20 protein-coding genes are annotated in these 25,726 nt (G+C 63.4%); 12 read left to right on the forward strand and 8 right to left on the reverse strand.

All coding sequences use genetic code 11. The features are described from left to right. Positions 1–86 precede the first annotated feature (86 nt). The 5 genes from gyrB to dnaA form a co-directional block, all read right to left on the reverse strand. Positions 87–2,501, reverse strand: coding sequence for a DNA topoisomerase (ATP-hydrolyzing) subunit B (gene gyrB / locus V3388_RS12315; protein ID WP_336367848.1), 2,415 nt, complete (start codon positions 2,499–2,501; stop codon positions 87–89). Positions 2,502–2,579: 78 nt separating this feature from the next. Continuing rightward, on the reverse strand, positions 2,580–3,692 hold the full coding sequence (gene recF / locus V3388_RS12320) for a DNA replication/repair protein RecF (protein WP_336367849.1): 1,113 nt from the start codon (positions 3,690–3,692) through the stop codon (positions 2,580–2,582). A gap of 9 nt (positions 3,693–3,701) precedes the next feature. Further along, a complete protein-coding gene (locus tag V3388_RS12325) occupies positions 3,702–4,973 on the reverse strand; it encodes an ABC1 kinase family protein (RefSeq protein WP_336367850.1) in 1,272 nt (423 codons plus the stop codon). A gap of 46 nt (positions 4,974–5,019) precedes the next feature. Continuing rightward, positions 5,020–6,123: a DNA polymerase III subunit beta gene (gene dnaN / locus V3388_RS12330; RefSeq protein ID WP_336367851.1), complete on the reverse strand. Its 1,104-nt coding sequence runs from the start codon at positions 6,121–6,123 to the stop codon at positions 5,020–5,022. A 62-nt stretch (positions 6,124–6,185) separates the two neighbouring features. Next, positions 6,186–7,658 (reverse strand): chromosomal replication initiator protein DnaA, encoded by a 1,473-nt coding sequence (gene dnaA / locus V3388_RS12335; RefSeq protein ID WP_336367852.1) that lies wholly within the window; start codon positions 7,656–7,658, stop codon positions 6,186–6,188. A gap of 622 nt (positions 7,659–8,280) precedes the next feature. On the opposite strand from dnaA, the gene rpmH reads away from it, so the two are divergent. From rpmH to mnmE, 5 genes are all read left to right on the forward strand, one after another. Further along, complete coding sequence (rpmH, locus tag V3388_RS12340) at positions 8,281–8,415, forward strand: 50S ribosomal protein L34 (RefSeq protein ID WP_336367942.1); 135 nt, start codon at positions 8,281–8,283, stop codon at positions 8,413–8,415. Positions 8,416–8,430: 15 nt separating this feature from the next. Next, positions 8,431–8,838, forward strand: coding sequence for a ribonuclease P protein component (rnpA, locus tag V3388_RS12345; RefSeq protein WP_336367853.1), 408 nt, complete (start codon positions 8,431–8,433; stop codon positions 8,836–8,838). Further along, complete coding sequence (gene yidD / locus V3388_RS12350) at positions 8,838–9,086, forward strand: membrane protein insertion efficiency factor YidD (RefSeq protein ID WP_336367854.1); 249 nt, start codon at positions 8,838–8,840, stop codon at positions 9,084–9,086. Before rnpA ends, yidD begins: the two co-directional genes overlap by 1 nt. 4 nt (positions 9,087–9,090) lie before the next feature. Continuing rightward, entirely contained in the window at positions 9,091–10,803 is a 1,713-nt protein-coding gene (gene yidC, locus V3388_RS12355; protein WP_336367855.1) for a membrane protein insertase YidC, read from the forward strand. An 86-nt stretch (positions 10,804–10,889) separates the two neighbouring features. Further along, positions 10,890–12,254 carry a tRNA uridine-5-carboxymethylaminomethyl(34) synthesis GTPase MnmE gene (gene mnmE, locus V3388_RS12360; protein ID WP_336367856.1) on the forward strand — a complete coding sequence of 455 codons (1,365 nt, stop codon included), beginning with the start codon at positions 10,890–10,892 and terminating at the stop codon, positions 12,252–12,254. A 62-nt stretch (positions 12,255–12,316) separates the two neighbouring features. On the opposite strand, the gene V3388_RS12365 is transcribed toward mnmE, so the two are convergent. Beyond that, positions 12,317–13,150 (reverse strand): oxidoreductase, encoded by an 834-nt coding sequence (locus tag V3388_RS12365; protein WP_336367857.1) that lies wholly within the window; start codon positions 13,148–13,150, stop codon positions 12,317–12,319. Positions 13,151–13,311: 161 nt separating this feature from the next. Here V3388_RS12365 and V3388_RS12370 point away from each other — a divergent pair, with 161 nt between their 5' ends. Then, positions 13,312–14,262 carry an AraC family transcriptional regulator gene (locus V3388_RS12370; RefSeq protein WP_336367858.1) on the forward strand — a complete coding sequence of 317 codons (951 nt, stop codon included), beginning with the start codon at positions 13,312–13,314 and terminating at the stop codon, positions 14,260–14,262. Positions 14,263–14,286: 24 nt separating this feature from the next. On the opposite strand, the gene V3388_RS12375 is transcribed toward V3388_RS12370, so the two are convergent. Continuing rightward, positions 14,287–15,210, reverse strand: a complete 924-nt coding sequence (locus V3388_RS12375) for a M14 family metallopeptidase (RefSeq protein WP_336367859.1) — start codon at positions 15,208–15,210, stop codon at positions 14,287–14,289. A gap of 197 nt (positions 15,211–15,407) precedes the next feature. On the opposite strand from V3388_RS12375, the gene V3388_RS12380 reads away from it, so the two are divergent. From V3388_RS12380 to V3388_RS12390, 3 genes are read left to right on the forward strand one after another with little or no spacing between them, the layout of a single operon-like run. Then, positions 15,408–16,154, forward strand: coding sequence for a glycosyltransferase family 2 protein (locus V3388_RS12380; protein WP_336367860.1), 747 nt, complete (start codon positions 15,408–15,410; stop codon positions 16,152–16,154). Between the two features lies 1 nt (position 16,155). Next, positions 16,156–16,941 carry a TVP38/TMEM64 family protein gene (locus tag V3388_RS12385; RefSeq protein ID WP_336367861.1) on the forward strand — a complete coding sequence of 262 codons (786 nt, stop codon included), beginning with the start codon at positions 16,156–16,158 and terminating at the stop codon, positions 16,939–16,941. 1 nt (position 16,942) lies between these two features. Continuing rightward, the gene (locus V3388_RS12390) at positions 16,943–18,730 is read left to right on the forward strand and encodes an ArnT family glycosyltransferase (protein ID WP_336367862.1); all 1,788 of its coding nucleotides are present in this window, start codon (positions 16,943–16,945) and stop codon (positions 18,728–18,730) included. Positions 18,731–18,775: 45 nt separating this feature from the next. Here the strand turns inward: V3388_RS12390 and V3388_RS12395 are convergent, their stop codons facing one another. After that, entirely contained in the window at positions 18,776–20,596 is a 1,821-nt protein-coding gene (locus V3388_RS12395; RefSeq protein WP_336367863.1) for an acyl-CoA dehydrogenase C-terminal domain-containing protein, read from the reverse strand. 309 nt (positions 20,597–20,905) lie between these two features. Between V3388_RS12395 and V3388_RS12400 the strand changes: the two genes are divergently transcribed. Genes V3388_RS12400 through V3388_RS12410 form a run of 3 tightly spaced genes read left to right on the forward strand, consistent with a single transcriptional unit; the run spans position 20,906 to position 25,709 of the window. Further along, the gene (locus V3388_RS12400; protein ID WP_336367864.1) at positions 20,906–21,466 is read left to right on the forward strand and encodes a DUF3833 domain-containing protein; all 561 of its coding nucleotides are present in this window, start codon (positions 20,906–20,908) and stop codon (positions 21,464–21,466) included. A gap of 43 nt (positions 21,467–21,509) precedes the next feature. Continuing rightward, positions 21,510–22,604 carry an efflux RND transporter periplasmic adaptor subunit gene (locus V3388_RS12405; protein ID WP_336367865.1) on the forward strand — a complete coding sequence of 365 codons (1,095 nt, stop codon included), beginning with the start codon at positions 21,510–21,512 and terminating at the stop codon, positions 22,602–22,604. A 3-nt stretch (positions 22,605–22,607) separates the two neighbouring features. Next, positions 22,608–25,709, forward strand: coding sequence for an efflux RND transporter permease subunit (locus tag V3388_RS12410; protein WP_336367866.1), 3,102 nt, complete (start codon positions 22,608–22,610; stop codon positions 25,707–25,709). Positions 25,710–25,726 lie beyond the last annotated feature (17 nt).

The following is a 25,726-nucleotide window of genomic DNA, read 5'->3' on the forward strand; positions in this document are numbered from 1 at the left end:
ACTGAACCCAGCGTCAGACAGGCACCAAAAAAACGGCGGGCACGTCTTTCGACGGCCCGCCGTTTTTTGTTACCGGACACCCGGGTTTACACGTCCAGGTTGGTGACTTCCAGCGCGTTGGTCTGGATAAAGTTCCGGCGGGGCTCTACATCGTCCCCCATCAAGGTGGTGAAGATCTGGTCGGCGGCAATGGCGTCCTCGATGGTCACCTTCATCATCCGGCGGGTTTCCGGGTCCATGGTCGTTTCCCAGAGCTGCTCCGGATTCATTTCACCCAGACCCTTATAGCGCTGGATGTTCAGGCCGCGCTGCGCTTCTTTCATCAGCCAATCCAGAGCACCTTCAAACGACAGCACCGCCTGCTTGCGCTCACCACGCTGCACGAATGCACCTTCCTCGATCAGACCTTCCAGGGTTTCACCCATGCGCGCGATGGCGGCATAGGAGGACGAACTGAAGAAGTCGTGGCTGAAGGTGTGGTCGTGGGGAATACCGTGTACGGTCAGCGTGACCTTGGGCAGATACAGGCCTCGCTCCTGGTCCCGGGCCACCGAGAAGGTGTACTTGGTGCCGGTGCGGGTGTCCAGCTGCAGGCCGTCACCCAGGCGCGCGACCCACCGGGCCACGGCGGCTTCATCCTTCAGGTCATCCGGCTTCAGGGTGACGTTGTGCAGCATCTGCTCCAGTACCTTGGCCGGGTAGGCCCGGGACAGGCGATCGATCATCGCCATCACCGCCTGGTAATCCTTGACCATGGTTTCCAGGGCAGAGTCCTTGATAGCCGGTGCTTCCGGGTTCACGAACAACTGCGCGCCTTCCAGAGCACTCTGGGTCAGGTAGGCTTCCTTCGCCTTTTCGTCCTTCAGGTACTGCTCCTGCTTACCCCGCTTCACTTTGTACAGGGGCGGCATGGCGATGAACACATGGCCACGCTCGATGATTTCCCGCATTTGCCGGAACAGGAAGGTCAGCAACAGGGTACGGATGTGGGAGCCGTCCACGTCCGCGTCGGTCATGATGATGATCGAGTGATAGCGCAGCTTCTCCGGATCAAACTCTTCCCGACCAATGCCACAGCCAAGGGCCGTGATCAGGGTGCCCACCTCCGCAGAGGACAGCATCTTGTCGAACCGGGCTTTTTCCACGTTCAGAATCTTGCCCTTGAGGGGCAGGATAGCCTGGGTTTTCCGGTCCCGGCCCTGCTTGGCACTGCCACCGGCGGAATCACCCTCCACAATGAACAGTTCGGACAGGGCAGGGTCCTTTTCCTGGCAGTCCGCCAGCTTGCCGGGCAGGCCAGCGATGTCCAGGGCGCCTTTTCGGCGGGTCATGTCCCGGGCCTTGCGCGCCGCTTCCCGGGCGCGGGCCGCCTCGATCATCTTGTTGACGATGACCTTGGCTTCGCCCGGCTGTTCCTGCAGGAAATCACTGAAGCTCTGGTACAGTTCCTGCTCAACCGCGGTTTTCACCTCGGAGGAGACCAGCTTGTCCTTGGTCTGGGAGGAGAACTTCGGATCCGGCACCTTGACGCTGACGATGGCCGTCAGACCCTCCCGGGCATCGTCACCGGAGGTCGCTACCTTGGCTTTCTTGCCCAGGCCTTCCTGCTCGATGTAGCTGTTCAGCGAGCGGGTCAGGGCGGCGCGGAAGCCGGCCAGATGGGTGCCACCGTCCCGCTGGGGGATGTTGTTGGTGAAGCAGTAGATGTTTTCCTGGAACGCATCGTTCCACTGCATCGCCACTTCCACGGCGATGCCGTCTTCCCGCTCCCGATTGAAGTGGAAAACCCGGTTCAGCGGCGTCTTCGAGGTGTTCAGGTGCTCCACAAAGGCCCGCAAACCACCCTCGTACTGGAACACCTCCTCTTTGCCGGAGCGTTCGTCGGTCAGGCGGATACGGACGCCGGAGTTCAGGAACGCCAGCTCCCGCAGACGCTTGGCCAGGATGTCATAGTGAAACCGGATGTGGGAGAAGGTCTCGGGGGAGGGCACAAAGCGCACTTTGGTGCCAGACGCGTCGGTGTCGCCCACCGGCGCCAGCGGGGCATTGGGCACGCCGTGGGTGTACTGCTGCTCCCAGACTTTGCCGTCCCGGCGGATGGTCAGGGTGAGCTCAGAAGAGAGGGCATTGACCACGGACACACCAACGCCGTGCAGGCCGCCGGACACCTTGTAGCTGTTGTCGTCGAACTTACCACCCGCGTGCAACACGGTCATGATGACTTCGGCGGCGGAGACCCCTTCTTCTTCGTGGAGGTCGGTCGGAATGCCACGGCCGTTGTCCTGAACGGTGACCGATTCGTCCGGGTGAATGATCACGCCGATTTCCGAGCAGTAGCCGGCCAGCGCCTCGTCGATGGAGTTATCCACCAGCTCGAAAACCATGTGGTGAAGGCCGGTACCATCGTCGGTATCACCGATGTACATGCCCGGCCGCTTTCGCACCGCATCCAGTCCCTTCAGAACCTTGATGCTGGACGAATTGTAGTTCGATTCACTCATTGGGTGACTCCTGAGGGTCGTGACCGTCGATCCGTGGGTTGTCCGTCCGGACAAATGCCGGGTTCGGGCCACGCCGATTTATTCTTCCGTCAATGTGCCATGTTCCACGTGGAACATCTGGTGTTCCGGGGCTCGGTGCGTGCCCCACAGCTGTTCGGGTTCCGGTCGCTCAATCGCGGTTATAAAGACCTGGCTGCCCAAGGCGCTGAGCCGCTCGGCCAGCATCGCCCGATGCCCGACGTCCAGCTCAGCGTTGATGTCGTCCAGCAGGTAGGTCACCTGCCGGCCTTCTTCCCCCAGCACCATGCCCTGGGCAATCTTCATGAGGATAACCAGCGTCTTCTGCTGGCCCCGGGAAAAGGTTTCCGCCACCGGCCGGCCCTGGAACTTCAGCCGGACGTCCGCACGGTTCGGGCCATAAAGCGTGTGGCCCACCTTCAGCTCCTGCTCGCGGTGCGCACGGAGCACATCCATCAGCGCCTGCTGCCGGTCCCATCCCGGGTAGAACTCCAGACGGAGACCGTCCGTCCAAGGCACCGACACCTCGGCAATCAGCGCCTGGAAGGCTCGCTGGAACCGCTCGAACCCGGCCAGCCGGAAATCACTCAGGCGCTCTGCCAGGCCAGCGAACTGGCTGTCCCAGACCCGCAACAGGGATTCATCAATTCTACCATTTCTCAGCGTTTGATTCCGCTGTGACGTGACTCTCTGGCATTGCTGCCACAGCGCCGCGAACGAAGGTTCCACGTGGAACACCAGCCAATCCAGAAACTGCCGACGATAACCGGGTCCCCCGGCCACGATTTCAAAAACGCCCGGGTCGATCACCGACACCGGCAGGTGCCGCGCCAACTCCGACAAGCTGCGGACGTTCTCGCCGTCGACCCGCAGCGTCGTCTCCTTGGCCACGACGTCCCGGGACAACCCAACCCGATGAGGCCCTTCCCCGACGACCGGTGCTAAACCGGCAAGCGCGCCGAAGACCGTGAACCGGGCTTCGCCGTGACGAACGACGGCTTTATGACGGCTGATGCGGAACGAGCGCCCGAGGCCCAGATAGCCGATGGCCTCGAGCACGCTGGTCTTGCCACTGCCGTTCGCGCCGTAAAGAAGGTTGAAGGAGGGAGAGAAGGCCACAGAATCGTGGCCCAGATTTCGAAAGTGTTCGGTCTGAAGGCGAACCAGGGCCATGGGCGCCGATCAGTGCAGCATGGTCAGCCGCTCATCCACGAACACATCCATCTCCGGCGCCAGAATGTGCACGTACCGGTCAAAATAGAGGAACTGTTTGAGCAGCAGGGCGAACTCCCGAGGAAAGTGCAGTCCGTGACTTTCCCCGACTTTCACCATGTCCATGAGAATGTTGTTGACGTCGTCGTCCGCCTTGTCGGCTTGATACGGCACATCGTCCGGAACCATCCGATCCATCTGTTGATACAGACGGCGAAGATCCGCCGCGAGGTCGGCGACGCGCACCGTCCGACGGGTCACGCCGATCCGGATCATGGCATCCGCCATCCCTTCGAAATTGCCGACCATCACCGTGGAAATGAAGTCGCTGACGGCCTGCCAGGTGTCCGGTCGGATCCGCCCGACAATGCCAAAATCAATAAAACCAATCCGGCCGTCCCGCAGCACCATCAGGTTGCCCGCGTGGACGTCCGCGTGGAAAAACTCGCACTGGGTCAGGCTGGCGAACCAGGTGTTCATCGCCGTGATCAGGGTGTGCTCCGGGTCCCGCGCGTATCCCCGGATGCTTTCCAGGTCGGTCAGCGGCACGCCGTAAAAACGCTCCATGGTCAGCACGCGCCGGGTGCTGCAATGATCGTAAACCCGCGGGCAGGTAGCGTCTTCATTGTGGGTGTTCTGGAGAAACTGCCGGAACACCTTCAGGTTGTTCGCTTCCTTGATGAAATCGCACTCTTCCATCATGGTGCGCTGGATTTCTTCCACAATGCCAGACAGGGACGTCCACGACAGCTTTGGCGCCAGGGTTTCCAGAATGCGGGAGCCAAGGTAGAGGAAATTCAGGTCCGTCAGCAGGATGTTTTCCACCCCGGGCTTCTGGACCTTGATCACCACGTCCTCGCCCGTCACCAGTTTGGCGGCGTGCACCTGGGCAATGGACGCTGACGCCAGCGCCACCGGATCGATCTCCGCGTAGATCTCATCCAGGGGGCGCCCGAGCTCGTCCCGCAAGATGCGCTTGATCACGCCAAACGGCAGGCTCGGCGTCTTATCCAGGCAGTACTGGAACTCTTCCACATACGCCTTGGGGAAAAACGTGGGGGAGCTGGCAATGAACTGACCCAGCTTGATGTAAGTGGCCCCAAGGGATTCAAAGGTCTGGCGCAGCAGACGGGGCGCTGGCGGCCGGTCGCCACGCACCCAGTCCAGCCCGGTACGGCCCAGTACCGAGAGCGTCTGGCCAATCCGGAAAGCACCTTTAAGGCTATTGGTTACCGTACCCATGGGCGGCATTCTCCTTTCATCATCAACGCGATCCCTGCGCGGCCGATCACAGCCGCATGGGCATGACCACGTACAGGCACCGGTTGTCGTTCTCCGCTTCGATCAGCGCGCTGCTGTTCGGGTTTGACAGGGTCAGCTTTACCTCGGCCTCATCCAGCGCGTTCATCACGTCCACCAAATACCCTACATTAAACCCGATCTGCAGGGATTCGCCCTGGTACTCCACCGGCAGCGCGTCTTCGGCCTGTTCCTGGTCCGGGTTGTTGGCGAAGACCTGGAGCTGGTTCGGGCTCAGGTTCAGGCGAACACCGCGGATGTTTTCGTGGGACAGGATGCCCGCGCGCTGCAGAGTATTTTTCAGGGTCGACCGATCTGCCAGCACCACTTTGTCCCCGCCTTTCGGAATCACCCGGTTGTAGTCCGGGAACTTGCCTTCGATCAGCTTGGAGGTAAAGGTGTAGGCGCCCACCGTCGCCCGCAGGTGGTTGTCGCCGATCACCAGGGTGACCGGCGTTTCCACGTCGTCCAGCAGCCGCGCCAGTTCCAGGACGCCCTTGCGGGGTACGATCACCTGCCGAAGATCCCCGCTGCCGGTGGTGGTATCAAAGTGGGCCAGCGCAAGCCGGTGACCGTCGGTGGCCACCGTCCGCACGTGGTCCGAGGCCACTTCCAGCAACAGGCCGTTCAGGTAGTAGCGCACGTCCTGCTGGGCCATGGCGAATGCCGTGGCGTCCAGCATCCGGCTCAGTTCCTTCTGGGGCACGTCCAGCCGGAAGCTCTCGGCCTCGTCTTCCACGTTGGGGAAATGCTCCGCCGGCAAGGTAGACAGGGTGAAGTGGCTGTTGCCCGAACGCAGGTGCAGGCGATCACCTTCCACCGCCAGCTCGATCGGCGCTTCATCATTGAGCGCGCGGCAGATGTCCGCCAGCTTCCGGGCCGGCACGGTGATGCGTCCCGGCTGATCCACATGTACCGGCGTGACCCGAGCCACCAGTTCCACTTCCATATTGGTCCCGGTCAGCGTCAGGATGTTGTCCTCCGCCACCAGCAACACGTTGGACAGAACCGGCATGGTCTGTTTCTTTTCCACCACCCCGGCGATGCTCTGAAGTGGCGTGAGTAAGGATTCACGGCTGATCGTCAGTTTCATGGCACTCGGCTTATTCGGTTTGTAGGTTCAAGGGTTATCTCGACTTGCCAACGCCCGCCACGTCAGGTGGTCAGCAATCGCATGAAATTCTGGTAGTCCTCGCGAATCCCCGGATCAGTCTCCTGGAGTTCCACGATCTTCTTGCAGGCATGCAGCACCGTGGTGTGGTCACGCCCGCCAAACGCCTCACCGATTTCCGGCAGGCTGTGGTTGGTCAGCTCCTTGGACAGCGACATGGCCACCTGTCGCGGCCGGGTGACGGTCCGGGTGCGCCGCTTGGACAGCAGGTCCGCCACCTTGATCTTGTAGTACTCCGCCACGGTTCGCTGAATGTTGTCGATGCTGACCTGCTTTTCGTGCAGCGCCAGCAAGTCCTTCAGGCTTTCCCGGATAAACGGGGGGGTAATGTCCGAACCGGTGAAGTGAGCATTCGCTATCACCAGACGAAGGGCGCCTTCCAGCTCACGAACGTTGGAACGAATTTTCTGGGCGATAAAAAACGCCGCTTCGCTGCTCAGCTTGACGTTCGCCTGCTCTGCCTTTTTCATCAGGATGGCCACCCGGGTTTCCAGCTCAGGCGGTTCCACCATCACCGTCAGACCCCAGCCAAACCGGGACTTCAGGCGTTCCTCCATATCGGAAATCTCTTTTGGGAACCGGTCACAGGTCACGATCACCTGCTGGCCCCCTTCGAGCAACGCGTTGAAGGTGTGGAAAAACTCCTCCTGGGAACGTTCCTTGCGAGCAAAGAACTGGATATCGTCAATCAGCAGCGCGTCTACCGACCGGTAGTAACGCTTGAATTCATTGATGGCGTTCAACTGAAGCGCCTTGACCATATCCGCCACAAACCGCTCAGACCGGAGATAAGCCACCTTTGCCCGGGGATTCCGGCGCACGATCTCGTTGCCGATCGCGTGCATCAGGTGGGTTTTGCCCAGGCCGACGCCGCCATAAAGGAACAGCGGGTTATAGGCGCCGCCCGGATTCTCCGCCACCTGCATGGACGCCGCCCGGGCCAGCTGGTTGGATTTACCCTCAACAAAGGTCTCAAAGGTGAAGCTTTCGTTCAGGAAGCTCTGGTGCTTGATATCCCCTTCTACCTGAACATCCCGTCGCTCCCGGGGATGGCTGCCGGTGCCATTGACCGGGGTAGATACGGTCGCGGCAACGCCCCGCTCTTCTTCCGTGACCTGGCCCCCGGTTTCCTCGCCAACGTCCCTTGCCGTTCCGGCGCCGTTGAACGCGCGACGGGCATCGTCGGCACGTTCCACGGATGCCTGGGCCCTCGGGGCGGAGCCCACTTTCATGTTTACGCGGGGTGCCTGGCCTCCGTTCAACTCTTTAAGCACTTCTTCTATACGTCGGAGGTACTTCTCGTTGACCCAGTCCATGACAAAGCGGTTCGGCGCAAACAGCACCAACTGGCCTTCACGATGATCAGACTGCAACGGCCGCAACCAGGTATTGAACTGTTGCGCGGGAAACTCGTCCCGGAGTACGTCAAGACACTGATGCCAGACACTGTTGGGCACAACCGGCCACTCCCGAAAACACAGACATTCTCTGACCGGACGACCACCGTCCGGTAATGCGAGGTGACCCAGGATTCTACCCTGAGCCGCCAGCTCTGTGAAAGGGTCTGAACACGCTCATGAACAGCCTGTGGAAATTAATCTTTCAGAAAAACAAAAACGTGCAGACTTACCTACAGGCTTGTGTACAGAAAAATACCCGCAGAAGAGTTACCCACAGCCCCTTGTGCACGCCCCGGGCTCAGCCCTGTGCGCAACCTTCGGACGAATCATGGGATAACTTATGCGATCCGGCGTTTGCCGACTTTCCCACAATCGGTCCTGGCGTTTTCAACAGGGCTCAGACCGACTTGTCGGCCTCCTTGTCAACGCTCTAAAAAACGGATTTACCTGAGAAAAAGCCGGTTTTCCACAGAAAAGGCCCTGCCTAACAACAGTAATAAATATCCTTAAAAGAAATTTCAAAAAGACTCATTACATTAGTTATCGGAAAGCACGGATGCGCGCCGCATCAAAGCCGTTGAATTTTCGGCCCCAGTTGCATAGAATGCCGCTCCTGTTTTGGCTGTTCATTTTCCAGCCAGTTACTGAATTCCAAAACCTGATTTGTGAGATCGTCATCATGAAAAGAACGTTTCAACCGAGCGTCCTGAAGCGTAAGCGCGTTCACGGTTTCCGTGCCCGCATGGCCACTGCCAACGGCCGCAAGGTGCTGTCCCGTCGTCGTGCGAAAGGTCGCGCCCGTCTCTGCGCCTGAGTTTGACTTCCCCCGATGACGACCCTGGGCTTCCCCAAATCGCATCGTTTGCTGCGACCGGCGGATTACAGCCAGGTCTTTGATCGGGTGACGTACAAGGTTCCGCATCGGAACTTTCTGATCCTGGCGGCACCCAATTCACTGGGACACGCCAGGGTCGGACTGATCTTCTCCAAGCGGAACGTGAAACTGGCTGTCCAGAGAAACCGGATCAAACGCCAAGTTCGGGAAACGTTTCGCCACGAAACGGCTCTCCCCGCCCTGGATATCGTGGTACTCGGTCGTCAGGGGCTTCCCCAGCTCGACAACACCGAGGTTCACACCGTTTTGACCGAACTCTGGCGCCGGCTCCGGAAGAAAGTCCGGTCCGCCGAAGGCTCCCTCACCGGAGACCGCTCGCCGCCCGGTACAGGGTCCGCCTAATGCGCCGTTTACTGCTGGTTCCCATCCGTGTCTATCAGTTGGCCATCAGTCCCATGATGGCGAGCCACTGCCGGCACATTCCCACGTGTTCCCAGTACGCGGTTGAAGCCATTAGTCACCACGGCGCCTTCAAAGGTGGCTACCTGACGCTACGACGCCTTGGGCGCTGCCATCCCTGGAGCCCCGGCGGCTACGATCCCGTTCCCGGTATCGACACCTGCTCCCCCACTTCCCAGACCAGACAGTAATCCTATGGACATCAAACGCATTGTGTTATTTGCCGGCCTGGCGGTAGTCAGCTATCTGATGGTACTGGCGTGGAACAAGGATTATCACCAGCCGCCGCAGCGCACCGCCGCGGATTCGGCGCAGATCGATACCGGCAGTGCACCTGGCCAGGCACCCGATGACCTGACCCTGCCGGGACCGGACACCGCCAAAAAGAATGCAGAGCTCAGCACACCGGATACCCAGACCAGCAATGCCGGCAGCCAGAGCCAGGCCGCCGTGTCCGCCGACAACCGCTACGTGGATGTGCGCACCGACGTGTACGACATCACCATTGACCGGGTCAGCGGCAACCTGGTGCGCGCTTCCCTGCTCAAATACAGCAAGTCCCTGAACAGCCCGGACCCGATGGCGCTGCTCAAGCATACCGCCAACGAAACCTACGTGCTGGAAAGTGGTTTGATCGGCCAGGACGGCCCGGACAGCCGTTCTAACGGCGATGCGCCGGTCTACAACACGGAGGCAAGCCAGTACCAGCTTCAGGACGGGCAAGACAAACTGACCGTGAATCTGACCCTGACCACCGGGCAGGGCGTGAAGATTACCAAGCAGTATCAGTTTGCCCGGAACAGCTACGAGATTGGCGTCAACTACCTGATCGACAACCAGTCTGCCAAGCCGTGGAAAGCCAATTTCACCGGCAAGATCGTCCGTGATGACACCCCGGACCCCACGGCCCAGACCAGTATGGGCATCAAGTCGTTCCTGGGGCTGGTGGTGAGCACGCCGGAAGATCCTTACGAGAAACACGACCTCGGTGACCTCAAGGACAACAAGGTCAACCAGACCGTCACCGGCGGCTGGATGGCGTTCCTGCAGCACTACTTCCTGAGCGCCTGGATTCCCGCCAAGGACGTCCCTGCCCAGTTCCAGACCACCCATCGTGGCAACCTGAACGTGATGGGCTTTGTTTACCCGTCTACCGATGTGGCACCGGGTGACAGCGCCGAGGTCGGCGGCCGGGTCTACGTTGGTCCGAAGATCATCGACCGGCTGGAAAACGTGGCCCCGAACCTGGATCGCACCGTCGACTTTGGCTGGCTATTCTTCATCTCACTGCCGCTGTTCTACATCCTGCAATGGTTCCACGGCCTGGTGGGCAACTGGGGTGTATCCATCATCCTGCTGACGGTGTGCGTGAAAGCGGTGTTTTTCCACCTGTCCGCCACCAGCTACCGCTCTATGGCCAAGATGCGCGCAGTGGCGCCGCAACTGAGCCGGCTGAAGGAACTCTACGGCGACGATCGCCAGCGCATGTCCCAGGAAATGATGGCCCTGTACAAGCGGGAAAAAATCAACCCGCTGGGTGGCTGCCTGCCGATCCTGGTACAGATGCCGGTGTTCATTGCCCTGTACTGGGTTCTGTTCGAGAGCGTCCAGCTGCGCCACGCGCCGTTCTTCCTGTGGATTCATGATCTGTCGCAGATGGACCCGTACTTCATTCTGCCAATCCTGATGGGCGCCAGCATGTTCCTGCAGACCCAGCTGAACCCGACACCGCCGGACCCGATGCAGGCGAAGATCATGAAGCTGATGCCGATGGTGTTCACCGTGTTCTTCCTGTGGTTCCCGGCAGGCCTGGTCCTGTACTGGCTGGTGAACAACCTGCTGTCCATCACCCAGCAGTGGTACATTACCCGTAAGATCCAGAACGAGATGGCGGCCAAGAAGAGCTGAGCCGGCCAAACTCGCTGACGGATACAACAGAGGCTCCTCCGGGAGCCTTTGTTGCGTTCAAGGTTGCGTTCAAGGGAGCCCCCACCATGAAAACCGATACCATTGCCGCCATCGCCACGGCGCCCGGCCGCGCCGGTGTCGGTATTGTCCGGGTTTCCGGCCCGGAGGCCCTCGCGATTGCCAACACCATGCTGGGTTACTCACCGCGGCCCCGATACGCCCACTACGGGCCGTTCCACGGCGCCGACGGCGAGCTGATCGACGAAGGCATTGGCCTGTTTTTTCCCAACCCCCATTCATTCACCGGCGAAGACGTGTTTGAACTTCAGGGCCACGGTGGCACCGTGGTTCTGGATCTGCTGCTGCGAGCCGCCTGTGCCCTGGGCGCCCGGCTGGCGCGCCCCGGTGAGTTTTCCGAGCGGGCGTTCCTCAACGACAAGCTGGACCTGGCCCAGGCGGAGGCCATTGCCGACCTGATCGAGAGCAGCTCCGAGCAGGCCGCCCGCTGCGCGGTCCGCTCCATGCAGGGCGTGTTCTCCCGACGGGTCGATGCGCTGGTGGACGCGGTCACGCATCTGCGTATCTACGTGGAGGCGGCCATCGATTTTCCGGAGGAGGAAATCGATTTCCTGGCGGACGGCAAGGTCGGCAGCGACCTGGCCGGGTTGATTGCCCAGGTCCGGGACATTCTTTCCGAGGCGCAGCAGGGCGCCATCCTCCGGGATGGGATGAAGGTGGTCATTGCCGGTCGCCCGAACGCCGGCAAGTCCAGCCTGCTCAATGCCCTGGCCGGCCGGGAGGCGGCCATCGTCACCGCCATCGAAGGCACCACCCGGGACGTGCTCCGGGAGCACATTCACATCGATGGCATGCCCCTGCACATCATCGACACCGCGGGTCTGCGGGACAGCCCGGATGAGGTGGAGCGTATCGGCATCGCCCGGGCCTGGGAGGAAATTCGCCAGGCCGACCGGATCCTGCTGATGGTCGACGCCACCACAACGGACCGGACCCGCCCCGAGGCGATCTGGCCGGATTTTGTGGACAAGTTGCCCGCCGGCGCGCCGGTCACCGTAATTCGAAACAAGGTTGACCTGTCCGGCGAGACCGCGGGTTACACCGGGGGCGAGCACGGCGCCGCGCCGGTCATCCGCCTGGCGGCCAAGTCCGCCGAAGGCCTGGACGCCCTGCGGGATCACCTCAAGCAGTGCATGGGCTTTGAGACCACCACCGAAGGCGGCTTCCTGGCCCGCCGCCGGCACCTGGACGCCCTGGAACGGGCCCAGGCTTCGCTGTTGGCCGGCCAGGCCCAGCTCGAAGGCTACGGCGCCGGCGAACTCCTGGCCGAAGACCTGAGGGCCGCCCAGGACGCCCTTGGAGAGATCACCGGGCACCTGTCACCGGATGATCTGCTGGGGCATATTTTCTCGAGCTTCTGTATCGGGAAGTGAAACACCGGGATACGTTTGAACATCCCCTTTCTCCGGGCCTCGACGTTGGCCCCGGTTGACGATCAGCCATCCGTCGAAACGGTCAGGCGCTCCCACGCGTCGATGTCCTGTGCCATACCCACCAGGCGTTCTCGGACCAGCTTTAGGGCGTCGCTGCCCAGCAGAAGATGCGCCGGAGGTTGGTCGCTTGCGATGAGCTCCAGCATGGCCTTGGCTGCCTTCTGCGGATTTCCCAGTTGCTGGCCGCTTTTCTCCAGACGAGCCTGGCGAACGGGATCGAACAGCGGATCGTAATCGGCAATTTTCCGGGGCGAACGGCGCATGGAACGGCCGGCCCAATCGGTCCGGAAGGAGCCGGGTGCCACCGCGGTTACGTGGACGTTGAACGGTGTCAGCTCTTTGCCCAAGGCGTCTGAAATGCCTTCCAACGCGAACTTGCTGCCACAGTAGTAGGCGATGCCGGGCATGGTGATGTACCCGCCCATTGAGGTGATGTTGATGATGTGGCCGGCCCGGCGCTGACGGAAAAAGGGGAGTAGCGCCCGGGTGAGTTCAACCGCACCGAACACGTTGACCTCGAACTGCCGGCGCAGTTCGTCGGTTGGTGATTCTTCCAGTACGCCTTCATGGCCATAGCCGGCGTTATTAACCAAGACATCGACGGGGCCGAGGCTGGCCTCAATCTCTTCCGCAACCCGGGCAATGGCGGGGGTGTTGGTCAGGTCAAGCTGACGGGCATGGGCGTTTCCGGACGGATGGGCTTCGAAGGAGGACACCGCGCTGGCCTGGCGCACCGTGCCAATCACCCGGTGCCCCGCTGCAAGCGCAGCTTCAGCGAGGGCCTGGCCGAACCCGCTGCTGACACCGGTGATCAGAAGGGTTTTGCTTCGTTTCATAACGTCACTCTCTGGTTGATGGGCGGTGGAGCCATCGTAGAGCGGTGGGGTCAGGATCAGAACGCAGGATCTTCTGAGTTTGTTGCCTAATCCTATGACAGGAATGGTCTGGGGTCGGAAATGGGCCAGAATAGGGGGACAAAACGATCAGGAGCAGGTGCATGGCGGGCGAATCAAGCGCGGAGGGTCAGCGGGAACGGCGCATGGTGGCGTTGCTGGAGTCGATGGCTCCCCGGGAGGGCTACAATCTGACGGCGTTGCCTGGCGTTCGCTTTCTGCGGTCGAACCGCCCGCTGCAGAAAACGCCTGTCCTCTATGACCCCGGCATTGTTATTGTTTGCCAGGGGCGTAAACGCGGCTACTGGGGCAATCGAACCTACGTTTACGATGCCCGGCAGTACCTGGCGGTCTCCATTCCGGTGCCATTCACGATGGAGACCGATGCCTCGGCGGAAGCGCCATTGCTGGCCATCTACCTGCATCTGGACTTACCGCTGGCGGCCGAACTGCTGATTGAACTGCAGGAATCCGGAATATCCGCGTCGGCGCCGCCGTGCGGTATGTTCTCGTCCAGGATGGAGCCCGCCCTGGAAGCCACCGTGGAACGCTTTCTGGAAATCATGGCGTCGCCCGGGGACAGCCAGATTCTGGGGCCGGCGATGGTGCGTGAGCTCTATTTCCGGGTGCTGACGGGTGCCCAGGGCGGTGCCATGCGGGCCGCTCTGGACATGGAGGGACATTTCGGGCGCATCGCCCGAGTCGTCCGGCTCATCCATGCCCGCTATGCCACCGCCCTGGACGTGAATCAGTTGGCCCGGGAAGCCCGCATGAGCACGCCGAGCTTCCACACCCATTTCAGACAGGTCACGCAGACATCGCCGATGCAGTATGTGAAAGCCGTCCGGCTTCATCAGGCGAGACTGCTGATGTTCCGGAATGGCATGACCGCAGCGGCGGCCTCAGCGGATGTCGGCTACGAGAGCTCGTCCCAATTCAGCCGGGAATTTCGCCGTCTTTTCGGGCGCTCGCCCCGGGAAGAGGTGGCCTGGATGCGGTCATCCTTCGAGCTTCCGCCCCCGGAGTCCCCGTCCTTCTATGTATCTTCTCACTGAGTCGGGAGCGATCGCTGCACCGACTTATCGGTGCGCCAGGGCGTAATCAATCGCCGCACACACGGCGGTCACCTGGGCGGCATTGCACTGCTCGGTTGTCGCGCGGGGGCTGTCCGGGTACACCTCGGTCGTCGTCCGGTAGGGCGCGCGGGTGAGATTGGTGCACAGGCCCATGTGCTGGATCGGGTACTCGATAACGCCGCGGGCTGCCACGGGGGTGCCAAAGAGCTCGCCTTTGTCGTCGGCCGGCGCGATATGGGTCACTTGCGCCACCGCCTCAATCACCGCCTGCTGGAATTCGGGCTGCGGGCGTTCGCTGTCATCCACCAGATAGAAGCCATCGGGAATCCCGCCCGGCTCGAACGGCTTGCCGTCGCGGGCGGCAAGGGCTGGGCGAAACTCACTTTCGTCGGTGTCGGTGGTTTCGTGCAGGTCGATGTGTAGCAAGGCCTGATGGCGGATGGGCGCGACCAGGCGCATGAGGGCCGCCGCCTCCTCCGCCTGACCGTCATCCCGGAACGAGCGGTTCGGATCGACCGCGTTGGCGTTCCAGCGGTGGATACGCTCGTAAGCCCAGGGGCTGACGCAAGGCGCCACCAGCAGATTGATGCGGCCCTCATAGTCCGAGGCACGCTGCTCGACGAATTGCAGCGCACCATGAACACCGCTGGTTTCATAACCGTGGACACCGCCGGTCACCAGCACGATTGGCCGATCATCCCGCCAGCCGCGACTGCGGATCGCCATCAGAGGATAACGGTCAGCACCGTAGTCGAGGCAACCGTACTCCTCCACATCAAAGCGCGAGCGCAGGCGCTCGATCACGTCCAACACCTCGTTCCCATAGCTGCGCTGGCGTGTCTGACGGGATAGCCATTCCGCGCGTTCTGCATCGCCCCACGGGATACCGGGCGTGCCGATGGGATAGTGCGTGGGCGTCGTGGTCAAGTCACTTCCTCCTTGGGGTCCGATGTTAAGCGGCATACTAACATCCGCGTCCGGGTAGGTAATCGGTCAGCGTCTCTTTGCCTCCTGTCGCGTTCCTGACCGAAAACAAGATTGAGTTAAGTTTTTGGCGCGACACTTCCTGCATTGACCGCTCTCTCATCGAGGGCGAATGACGCCAGGAGCAGGAACCCGCCAGCATGTCGCCCAATGTCCAAGTGTCCGTGATCATCCCGGTGATGAACGAAGCCGAGAACATCGGCGACCTGATGCAGGAAATCCATCAGGCGCTGGCGGAGGGCCCCACCTATGAAATCGTGGTGGTGGATGACGGCAGCTCGGACGGCACGCTGGCCCGGGCTGAAGAGACAGCGACGACCCTGGGGTGCCGGTTCCAGGGCATCGCCCACGCCCGCAATCTGGGCCAGAGCGCCGCGGTGAAAACCGGTGCCTGTCACGCGACGGGTATCTGGCTGGTCACCCTGGACGGCGATGGCCAGAACGATCCGGCGGATATCCCGGCGCTGCTCGAACGTGCCCGGGGCCTGGCGGCAACCGACTATGTGATTGCCGGCTACCGCCGACAGCGGCGGGATACCCGCTGGAAACGGTTCCAGTCCCGGCTCGCCAATCGGGTTCGCAACGCCCTGCTGCACGATGGCGTGCCGGACAGCGGTTGCGGGCTCAAGCTGTTGCCCCGCCGCACGTTTCTGGCCCTGCCCTGGTTTGATCACGCACACCGGTTTGTGCCGGCGCTGGTGCGCGCCATTGGCGGCAACGTGGTGGTGGTGGACGTGAACCACCGGCACCGAACCCGGGGCGTATCAAAGTATTCCGCCTGGAACCGGGCCTGGGTCGGGATTGTGGATCTGATCGGGGTCTGGTGGTTGATTCACCGGCTGCCGTCCCTGGGCTGGCCGTCGCCGGTGGAAGCGGAGCGGCGTTAACGTGAGGCGATGGCTGAAGCCGGGCGTCCTGGTCCTCGGCGTGGTGGTGGTTCTGGTTGCCCTGGCCGGCAACGGGGACTGGTCGGTGATTGCCGACAGAACCAGGCTGGCCGGCTATCTGCATGAGCATGGGGCATTGGGGTATGTCACCGCGATCCTGCTCGGGGCGCTGTACACGGGGGTGGGTGGCCCGAGGCAGGTGCTGGCCCTGGCCTGCGGCTTTGCCCTGGGTGCCACCGTGGGCACCGCGATGGCCACCCTGGCCACACTGATGGGCGCGTTGCTGCCGTTCTACACCGCCCGCTGGCTGCTCGGTCCCTGGCTGGCCAGCCGCATGGGCGGCCGGCTTCGCCGGTTTCACCAGTCCGTAACCCGGCACCCGTTCAGCGCCATCCTGATGATCCGCCTGCTGCCCGTGGGCAATAACCTGGTCACCAATCTGCTGAGCGGTGCGTCCGGGCTGCGGGCACGCCCGTTCCTGGCCGGCAGCGCCCTGGGCTATCTGCCCCAGACTCTGGTGTTTGCGCTGGCCGGTTCCGGCGCCGGCCACGCCCAGTCCGGGTCGGTCGCCTTTGGCGGGTTGCTGGTGGCGCTGTCTCTGGCGGTGGCGTGGGGCCTGCGGGCCTTGCTGCGGCGTGCCGCTCCCGAGGCGGTTCTGGAGGAAGCGGCGGGCGCTGCGCCTGGCTCTGATCCCACCTCGGACCTTCGCTCCGGCTTCGATGCCGACCTCAACGCCACCCTCAACTCTGGCCTTGACTCGGGCCTGACCCACCGGAGACCCCACTGACATGCTGGCGCCGGATACCCTGAACCGTGTCATGGCACGCCTGGACCAGTGGCCGGAGCGCCGGCGTTTCTGGCTGATTTTTCTGGGCACCGCCGTGCTGATCTTCCTGGGGCTGGGCCTGCACTCCCCCTGGCCGCCGGACAGCCCCCGGTTTGTGGAAGTCGCCCGGGAAATGGTGGATTCCGGCCAATGGATGCTGCCCATGCGCGGCGGCGAGCTGTACCCCGACAAACCGCCGGTGTTCATGTGGACGCTGGCGGCGCTGTACTGGCTGACCGGCAACCTCAAGCTCACCTACCTGATTCCGAACGCCTTGTGCGGGTTGCTCACCGTTTTCCTGGTGTATGACCTGGGGCGTCGGCTCTGGAACCCCCGGGTGGCGGCGCTGGCGGCCGTGCTCCTGTTGCTGCCGGTGCAGTTTGTCACCCAGACCAAAAACGCCCAGATCGACGGCATGGAGATGGCCTGGGTGACGGTGGGCTGTTACGGCCTGCTGCGGCACTTCCTGCTCGGGCCGGCCTGGGGCTGGTACCTGGCCGGTTTTGCCTTCATGGGGCTGGGGGTGATCACCAAGGGCGTCGGTTTTCTGCCCATCTTCCTACTGCTGCCGGTACTGTGGTGGCGCTGGCGGGACAACACCCTGCCGACCGGCACGTTGGGCTGGCGTCTCTGGCTCGGGCCGGTGGCGATGCTGGCGGTGATTGCCTGCTGGCTGGTGCCGATGCTGCTGTACGTGCAGCACCTGAACACTCCGGACGCCCTGGCCTATCGGGACAATATCTTGTTCAAGCAGACGGGCCACCGCTACGCCAACGCCTGGATGCACATCGAGCCCTGGTATTTCTTCATTGCCAAGGTGATTCCCGGCCAGTGGTTCCCGCTGCCGTTCCTGCTGCTGGCGCTGTGGCGTCCGCTGGTTCGTCTTTGGCGGTCTGATCCGGCCCTTCGGATCCTGCTGGTGTGGGTGGTTCTGGTGGTGGCCTTTTTCAGCCTCAGCCCGGGCAAGCGGGGCCTGTACGTGTTGCCGGCCCTGCCCATGTTCACCCTGGCGGTGGCGGCGGTGCTGGATCGGGCACTGTCCGACGGACAGCGGCCCAGCCGCTGGTTTGGCGCAGTGATCACCGGAGCCCAGGCGATACTGGCGGTGGCACTTGTGGTCACCGGCGGCCTGGCGCTGGCGGATTTCCCAGCCCTGGTCAAAGGCGCCAAGCGGTTCACCGACGATCCCTCACTCTGGCACCAGGCGGGTGCGATGCTGCTGGTGGCGGGGCTGATCTGGTGTGCCCTGCTCTGGGGCTTTCGGCGCAGCGACGCGCTGGCCCGCTGGTTTGTCGGCATGATGGCCGCCTGGGTGCTTTACGCCACCTGGGGGTTCACCATCCTCGAACCGGTGAAAACGCCCCGCAACGTGCTGGCCCGGGCCGAAGCGCTGACCCCGCCGGATGCCCAGCTGGGCCTGCTGAACTTCAGCGAACAGCTCATCCTGTTTTCCCGCAAGGACATGACCCACTTCAGCTACTTCTCGAGCGTTGAGCAGCAGGAGCGCAACGCCTGGCAGTGGATGGCCGAAGGCCCGGACCGGTACCTGGTGATCGAAACCGGCACCGATCTGAGCTGTTTCGATGACACCACCGCCGCGCCCTTGGGCAAGGCGGACCGAACTCGCTTCCTGCTGCTGGGCCCGGCCCAGCGCAAGGCGGCCTGCCCGGCGCCGGAGCCGCGGGAGCGGTTTGTGGTTCCCACCCCCTGCGCCCACAGCGGTCTGTGCGAGCCGGGTTCAACCCCGTAGGCGTGAGGCCCCGGCTCGTTGCCAGGTGCCGTCAGGCCTGCATCATCAACCCATGAAGCTCATGTGCTCCGCGTCCAGCTGCATCAGCGAGCGTGTCGGGCTGAGCATGCTGGTGGCGTGGGTCTGGGCCCGGGGCAGCAGCCGCTCGAAGTAGAACTCGGCGGTGGCCAGCTTGGCCTGGTAGAACTCGGGCGCCTGTTCGCCGCCGTTATCCAGCCGCGCGGCGGCGGCCGCCGCCTGTCGCAGCCAGATGTAAGCCATGGTCACGTAGCCGCTGTACATCAGGAAGTCGTTGGCGGCGGCGCTGACCAGGTCCCGGTCCTTGCGGGCCGCCAGCATCAGCCGCATGGTCAGCACGTTCCACTGGGCCGTCAGCTTCAGCAGTTCCACGGCGAACGGGCGCAGGCGCTTGTCCGCCACGTGCTTGCGGGCAAAGTTGGCGACCGTCAGGCTGAAGTCCCGCACCGCGCCGCCCTTGGTCATCAGCAGCACCTTTCGGCCCAGCAGGTCCAGGGCCTGGATGCCGGTGGTGCCCTCGTACAGGGTGGCAATCCGCGTGTCCCGAACGATTTGCTCCATGCCGTGCTCGCGAATGTAGCCGTGGCCGCCGAACACCTGCATGCCCAGGTTGGTGCACTCGTAGCCCAGCTCGGTCAGGAAACCCTTCAGGATGGGCGTCAGAAAGCCGAGTTTGTCATCGTATTCCTCCACCTTTTTGTCGTCGCCCTGGGTGTGGCCCTCCACCATGTGGTCTGCCAGCCGGGCGGCGTAGTAGAGCATCGCCCGGCCGCCCTCGGCGACGGCCTTCTGGGTCAGCAACATGCGGCGCACGTCGGCGTGGTGAATGATCGCATCGGCGGCCTGATCCGGGTCTTTCTTGCCGGACAGCGCGCGCATGGAGCGCCGCTCCTTCGCGTAATCCAGTGACCACTGGTACGACAGCTCCGCCGGGCCCACGCCCTGGATGGCGGTGCCGATACGGGCCGTGTTCATGAAGGTGAACATGCACTCCAGGCCCTGGTTCTCGGGGCCGATCAAAAAGCCCTTGGCACCATCGAAGTTCATCACGCAGGTGGCGGACGCCTTGATGCCCATCTTTTTCTCAAGGCTGCCGCAGGTGACGCCGTTGCGCTCGCCGACCCCGCCGTCAGCGTCCGGCAGGAACTTGGGCACGATGAACAGGCTGATGCCGCGGGTGCCCTTGGGGGCGTCCGGCAGCCGGGCCAGCACGATGTGGACAATGTTCTCGGTGAGGTCATGCTCCCCCGAGGAGATGAAGATCTTGGTGCCGGTCACCGCATAGCTGCCGTCCGCCTGGGGTTCGGCGCGGGTTTTGACCTGGCCCAGGTCGGTGCCGCACTGGGGTTCGGTCAGGCACATGGTCCCACCCCAGCGGCCTTCGGTCAGGGGCACCAGGTAGGTCTGCTTCTGGTCCTCATCGCCGTGCAGGTAGATGGTGTTCATGGCCCCCAGGGACAGGCCCGGGTACATGGAAAACGGCCAGTTGGCGGTGCCCATCATTTCCTGCTTGAGCAGGCCCATGGACGCGGGCAGGCCCTGGCCGCCATAGGCTTCCGGGGCCGACAGCCCCTGCCAGCCGCCCATCACATACTGCTGGTAGGCGTCCTTGTAACCCTTGGGTGTGGTCACTTCGCCGTCTTTGAGCACACAGCCCTCTTCATCGCCGGACTGGTACAGGGGGCTGAGCACTTCCTCGCAGAAGCGGCCGCATTCGGACAGGATGGCGTCCACGATGTCCGGGGTGGCGTTGGCGCCGCCCTCCAGGGAGGCGTAATGGCTGGGGTAGTCGAATACCTCGTTCAGCAGAAAGCGCATATCGCGCAGCGGGGCCTTGTATACGGGCATGGCAAATCCTCTGTATCCGGGTTGAAATCGGGGGTGAAACGACCGTTGAGATCCGGGGAGACGGGGCTCCAATGGCTCTGTTGTACGCTATTCCCCGAGGCCTGCCATTGACGGAAAGCGCCCGGAGGCCTGTCAGCTTGGACAATCCGGCGGCGGTTCTGCCCGCCCGGCCGCGGCGGCCACAGCGCGCTGCGCCTGTCGCAGCCGTGCGGGCCGGCCCTGGCCATGCCGCTGATCGGAGCCCCCGTTCCCAGCGTACTTCTGCCAGGCGCAAGCCCCACGATTCCACCGCCAAGGAGTGTAAAAGTCATGCAAACGTCCCGTATCCGTCCGAGCGCCGCTGGTCTGCGCTGGGCGTTGTCCGTATGTTTCTCGGTACTGTTGCTCAGCGGCTGTGCGTCGCCTTCTCTGGACGATTATGACGGCCGCCAGCCCACGTTGATTCCGAGCGAGTTTTTCCAGGGTTCCCTCAGCGCCCGGGGCGTGGTCAAGGACTATTCCGGGGAAGTGATCCGGACCTTCGACGCCACCATCAAGGCGTCCTGGGACGACCAGGGCGTGGGAACGCTGAACGAGGAGTTCCATTTCGACGACGGCGAGGTGCAGACCCGGGTCTGGACCCTGACGCCGAAAGGCAAGGGCTACCAGGCCACCGCCGGCGATGTGGTGGAGCCCGGTGTCATGCGCTGGCAGGGCAACGCCATCAACATGAACTACGTGCTGCGGGTCGCCTACGGGGATGGCACCCTGGACCTGCGCATGGATGACTGGATGTACCTGGTGACGCCGGACACGGTGATCAACCAGACCACCATGAGCAAATGGGGCGTCGACGTCGGCGAACTGGTGCTGGTGATCCAGAAAGAGTAACCGGGGCCACGGGCGCCCCGCTGACCGAGAGACCGAAGCAATCATGATCCGACAGTGGGTGACGGCCCTGGCCGTGGTGGTAGTGGCAGTGCTGATGGCGCTGGGGTATCAGCGCTATGGCAGTTCCGAGGCAGCGGTGGCAAAGGGCGAGCGCCCGCCCACACCGGTCCACACGGTGCTGCCCCACATGGAAACCGTGCGGGACGCGGTGAACGCCGTCGGCAGCCTGAAGGCGGTGGACGCGGTGGCCCTGACCACCGAAGTCAGCGGCCGGGTGGTTGAAATCCACCTCAAGGCCGGACAGCGGGTGCGCAAGGGCGACCTGCTGCTTCGCCTGGACGACCGCCAGGCCCGGGCTGACCTGGCGGAGATCGAGGCGCAACTGGCGGACGCCCGCCGCCAGCTCGCCCGGGCCAGCCAGCTTCGTTCCAACAACAGCATCGCCGAATCCCAGGTGGACGCCCTGAAAACCGCCGTTGACGTGGCCCTCGCCCAGCGGCAGGCGGCGCGGGTGCGCCTGGACAACCTTACCCTGAAAGCACCGTTCGACGGCGTGGTTGGCCTGTCCGATCTCTCTCCCGGCGCGTACCTGACCGCCGGTACTCCGATCACCACGCTGGATAACACCGATCGTCTCGAACTCAATTTTGCCATCCCCGAGCGTTTCCTGGGCCAGGTGGCGGCCGGCCAGGCCGTGCGGGGCACCTCCCCGGCCTACCCGGACCGCACCTTTACCGGCGCCCTGGCGGAGTTGGATACGCGGGTCAGCGAGCTGAGCCGGTCGCTGTCCGTACGGGCGCTGATTGACAACCGGGACCACGCCCTCCGGCCGGGACAGTTCATGTCCGCCTCCCTGACCCTGAACGAACGCAGGGCCCTGGTGGTGCCGGAGCAGGCGGTGCTGGTGCGCGGTGATGAAAGCTATGTGTTTGTCGCCGGAGACGGCGTGGCGGACCGCCGGTCCGTGGCCCTCGGGGTCCGCGAGCCCGGCATTGTGGAAGTGGTTTCCGGCCTGAGCGAGGACGAGCCGGTGGTGGTCACCGGTCAGGACCGCCTCAGTTCCGGCCAGAGGATTTCCGTGAAAGACGACGAGAACGTTCTGCCAGACAACCGTTTCGCGCCACCGTCGGAGTCCTGATCCGTGATTATCTCCGATCTGTCCATCAAGCGGCCGGTGTTCGCCACCGTCCTCAACCTGCTGATCGTGGTCTTCGGTGTCTCGGCCCTGCTCGGCCTGCCGGTGCGGGAATACCCGGACATCGATCCGCCGGTGGTGTCCATCTCGACGGACTACACCGGCGCGGCGGCCGAGGTGGTGGATACCCAGATTACCCAGGTGATCGAAGGCGCCATCAGCGGTATTGAAGGCATCCGCTCCATTGAATCGTCCACCGAGCAGGGCGAATCCCGCACCACCATCGAGTTCAACGTGTCCCGGGACGTGGACATTGCCGCCAACGACGTGCGCGATGCGGTGGCGCGGGTGTCCAATGAGCTGCCCGAGGAGGCGGACGCCCCGGTGATCCAGAAGGCCGATTCGGACGCCCGCCCGATGATGTGGCTGACCCTTCGCAGCGACGTCTGGGACAGCGCCGAGCTGAGCGACTATGCCGACCGGGTCCTCGCGGACCGGCTCTCGGTGCTGGACGGTGTGGCCGACGTGCGCATCGGCGGCGAGCGCCGCTACGCCATCCGGGTCTGGCTGGACCGGGACCGGTTGGCGGCCCGGGACATCACCGTTGCGGAAGTCGAGCAGGCCCTGCGGGCCAACAACGTGGAGCTGCCGGCCGGGTCGGTGGATTCCTCGACCCGCAATTTTACCGTGCGGGCCGAAGGCCGGCTGTCCAGCGTTGACCAGTTCCGCCGCCTGGTGATCCGCCGGAACGGCAACGATCTGCTGCGGCTGGGCGAAGTGGCCAACGTGCAATTGGGGGTCGAATCCGACGTCAGCCGGCTGCGGGCGGACGGCAAGACCGCCGTGGGCCTGGGCATTATCCGCCAGTCCAAGGCCAACACCGTGGCGGTCTCGGATGCGGTCCGGGCCGAGCTGGACAAGATCCGCGAGACCCTGCCGCCGGAGGTGTCGATAGAGGACAACTACGACGAATCGGTGTTTATCCGCGCCTCCATCGAGGAGGTGATCAGCACCCTCGCCATCTCGGTGGTGCTGGTGGTACTGGTGATCTTCCTGTTCCTGCGCTCCTGGCGTGCCACGCTGATTCCGGCGGTTACCATCCCGGTGGCGGTGATCGGCGCCTTCATTGGCCTCGGGTTCCTGGGGTTTTCCATCAACGTGCTGACCCTGCTGGCGGTGATCCTTGCCATCGGCCTGGTGGTGGACGACGCCATCGTCATGCTGGAGAACATCCAGCGTCGCATCGATGAAGGTGAGCCGCCGCTGCTGGCGGCCTTCCGGGGCGCCAAACAGGTGGCGTTCGCGGTGGTGGCCACCACCCTGACCCTGGTGGCGGTGTTTGTGCCGATTTCGTTCATGGGGGGCAACATCGGCCGACTGTTCGCCGAGTTCGGCTTTACCCTGGCCGCCGCGGTGGTGTTCTCCAGCGTGGTGGCCCTGACCCTGACCCCGATGCTGTGCTCCAAGTGGCTGCGCCACAGCCCGGAGAGCGCCGAGGGGCACCGGTTCTGGGCCACCAGCGAACGGATGATTGGCGGCCTGACCCGGGGCTATGCGCGCCTTCTACGGTTCTCCCTGGCCCAGCCCGGCCTGCTGATTGGCCTGGGTATCGCCGGGCTGATCGCGGCCGCCGTGATCTACCCGACGCTGCCCCAGGAACTGGCGCCGACCGAGGACCGCGGGGTCATCATCCTGCCGACCAAGGCGCCCCGGGGCGCCACGGTGGAGTACACCGATCATTACGTCCAGCGGGCGGAAGCCCGTCTGCTGCCGTACCTGGACAGCGGCGTGGCGGACGGACTGCTGTCCATCGTTGGTTTCCGGGACGAGGAAGACAACGCGTTCATGATCTTGCGGATGGCCCCCTGGGGCCAGCGGGACATCAAACAGCAGCAGGTAACCAACGAGCTGCGCGGCAAGCTGGCGGACATTTCCGGCGTGCGGGTGGTGCCGGTGAACCCGCCTGGCCTGGGCCAGCGCGGCTTTAACCAGCCGGTGGAGTTTGTGGTGGCGGGGCCGGACTATGAGTCGGTCCAGGCCTGGAGCGAGGAAATCGTCGAACGGGCCAGGGACAATCCGAACCTGCTGAACCTCGAAACCGATTTCGAGCTGACCCGGCCTGAGCTGCTGGTGAACATCGACCGGGAGCGGGCGGCGGACCTGGACATCACCGTCCAGGACGTGGGCCTGACCCTGCAGACCATGCTCGCTTCCCGCCAGGTCACCACCTACCTGGATCGGGGCCGGGAGTATGATGTGATCGTGCAGGCCGCCGACGCGGACCGGGCGACGCCGGACGACCTGGAGCAGATTTTTCTGCGGCCCCGGGACGGCGGCAGCCTGATTCCCCTCAAAGCCCTGGTGTCGGTGAAGGAGACCGGCGCCAACCCGGACCTCAGACGGGTTGACCGGCTGCCGGCGGTGGTGATCAGCGCCTCCCTGGCGGAGGGGTACGATCTGGGGTCGGCTCTGAACTACCTGACCACCCTGGCTGTGGATAACCTGCCGCCGGAGGCGCGGGTGAGCTACAAGGGCCTGTCCCGGGAATTCCAGGAGTCCTCCAACGCCATCTTCATCACCTTCGGTCTCGCCTTTATCATCGTGTTTCTGGTGCTGGCGGCCCAGTTCGAAAGCTGGATTCACCCGCTGATCATCATGCTCACAGTGCCGCTGGCGGTGACCGGTGCCTTGTTGGCGCTGTGGTGGTCCGGCATCAGCCTGAACATCTACAGTCAGATCGGCATCGTCATGCTGCTGGGGCTCATGGCCAAGAACGGCATCCTGATCGTGGAATTCGCCAACCAGCTGCGGGATCAGGGCTACGCGGTCCGTGACGCCATCCTGGAAGGCGCCGTGCTGCGTTTCCGGCCGGTGCTGATGACCACCATCTCCACCATCTTCGGGGCCATTCCGTTGGTGATCGCCACCGGTGCCGGCGCCGAGAGCCGGGCGTCTATCGGCATGGTGATTCTGGGCGGGCTGCTGTTCGCCAGCACCCTGACCCTGTTCCTGATCCCGGTGCTGTACAACCTGCTGGCCCGGTTTGCCAAATCCACCAACGCGATTGAGCAGGAACTGGACCGCCAGGCCTCGGCGGAATCCCGCTGAGGCCCGGCGGGCGGCCC

The organism is Marinobacter sp. C2H3, from assembly GCF_037080155.1.
In the GTDB taxonomy this organism is placed as follows: domain Bacteria; phylum Pseudomonadota; class Gammaproteobacteria; order Pseudomonadales; family Oleiphilaceae; genus Marinobacter.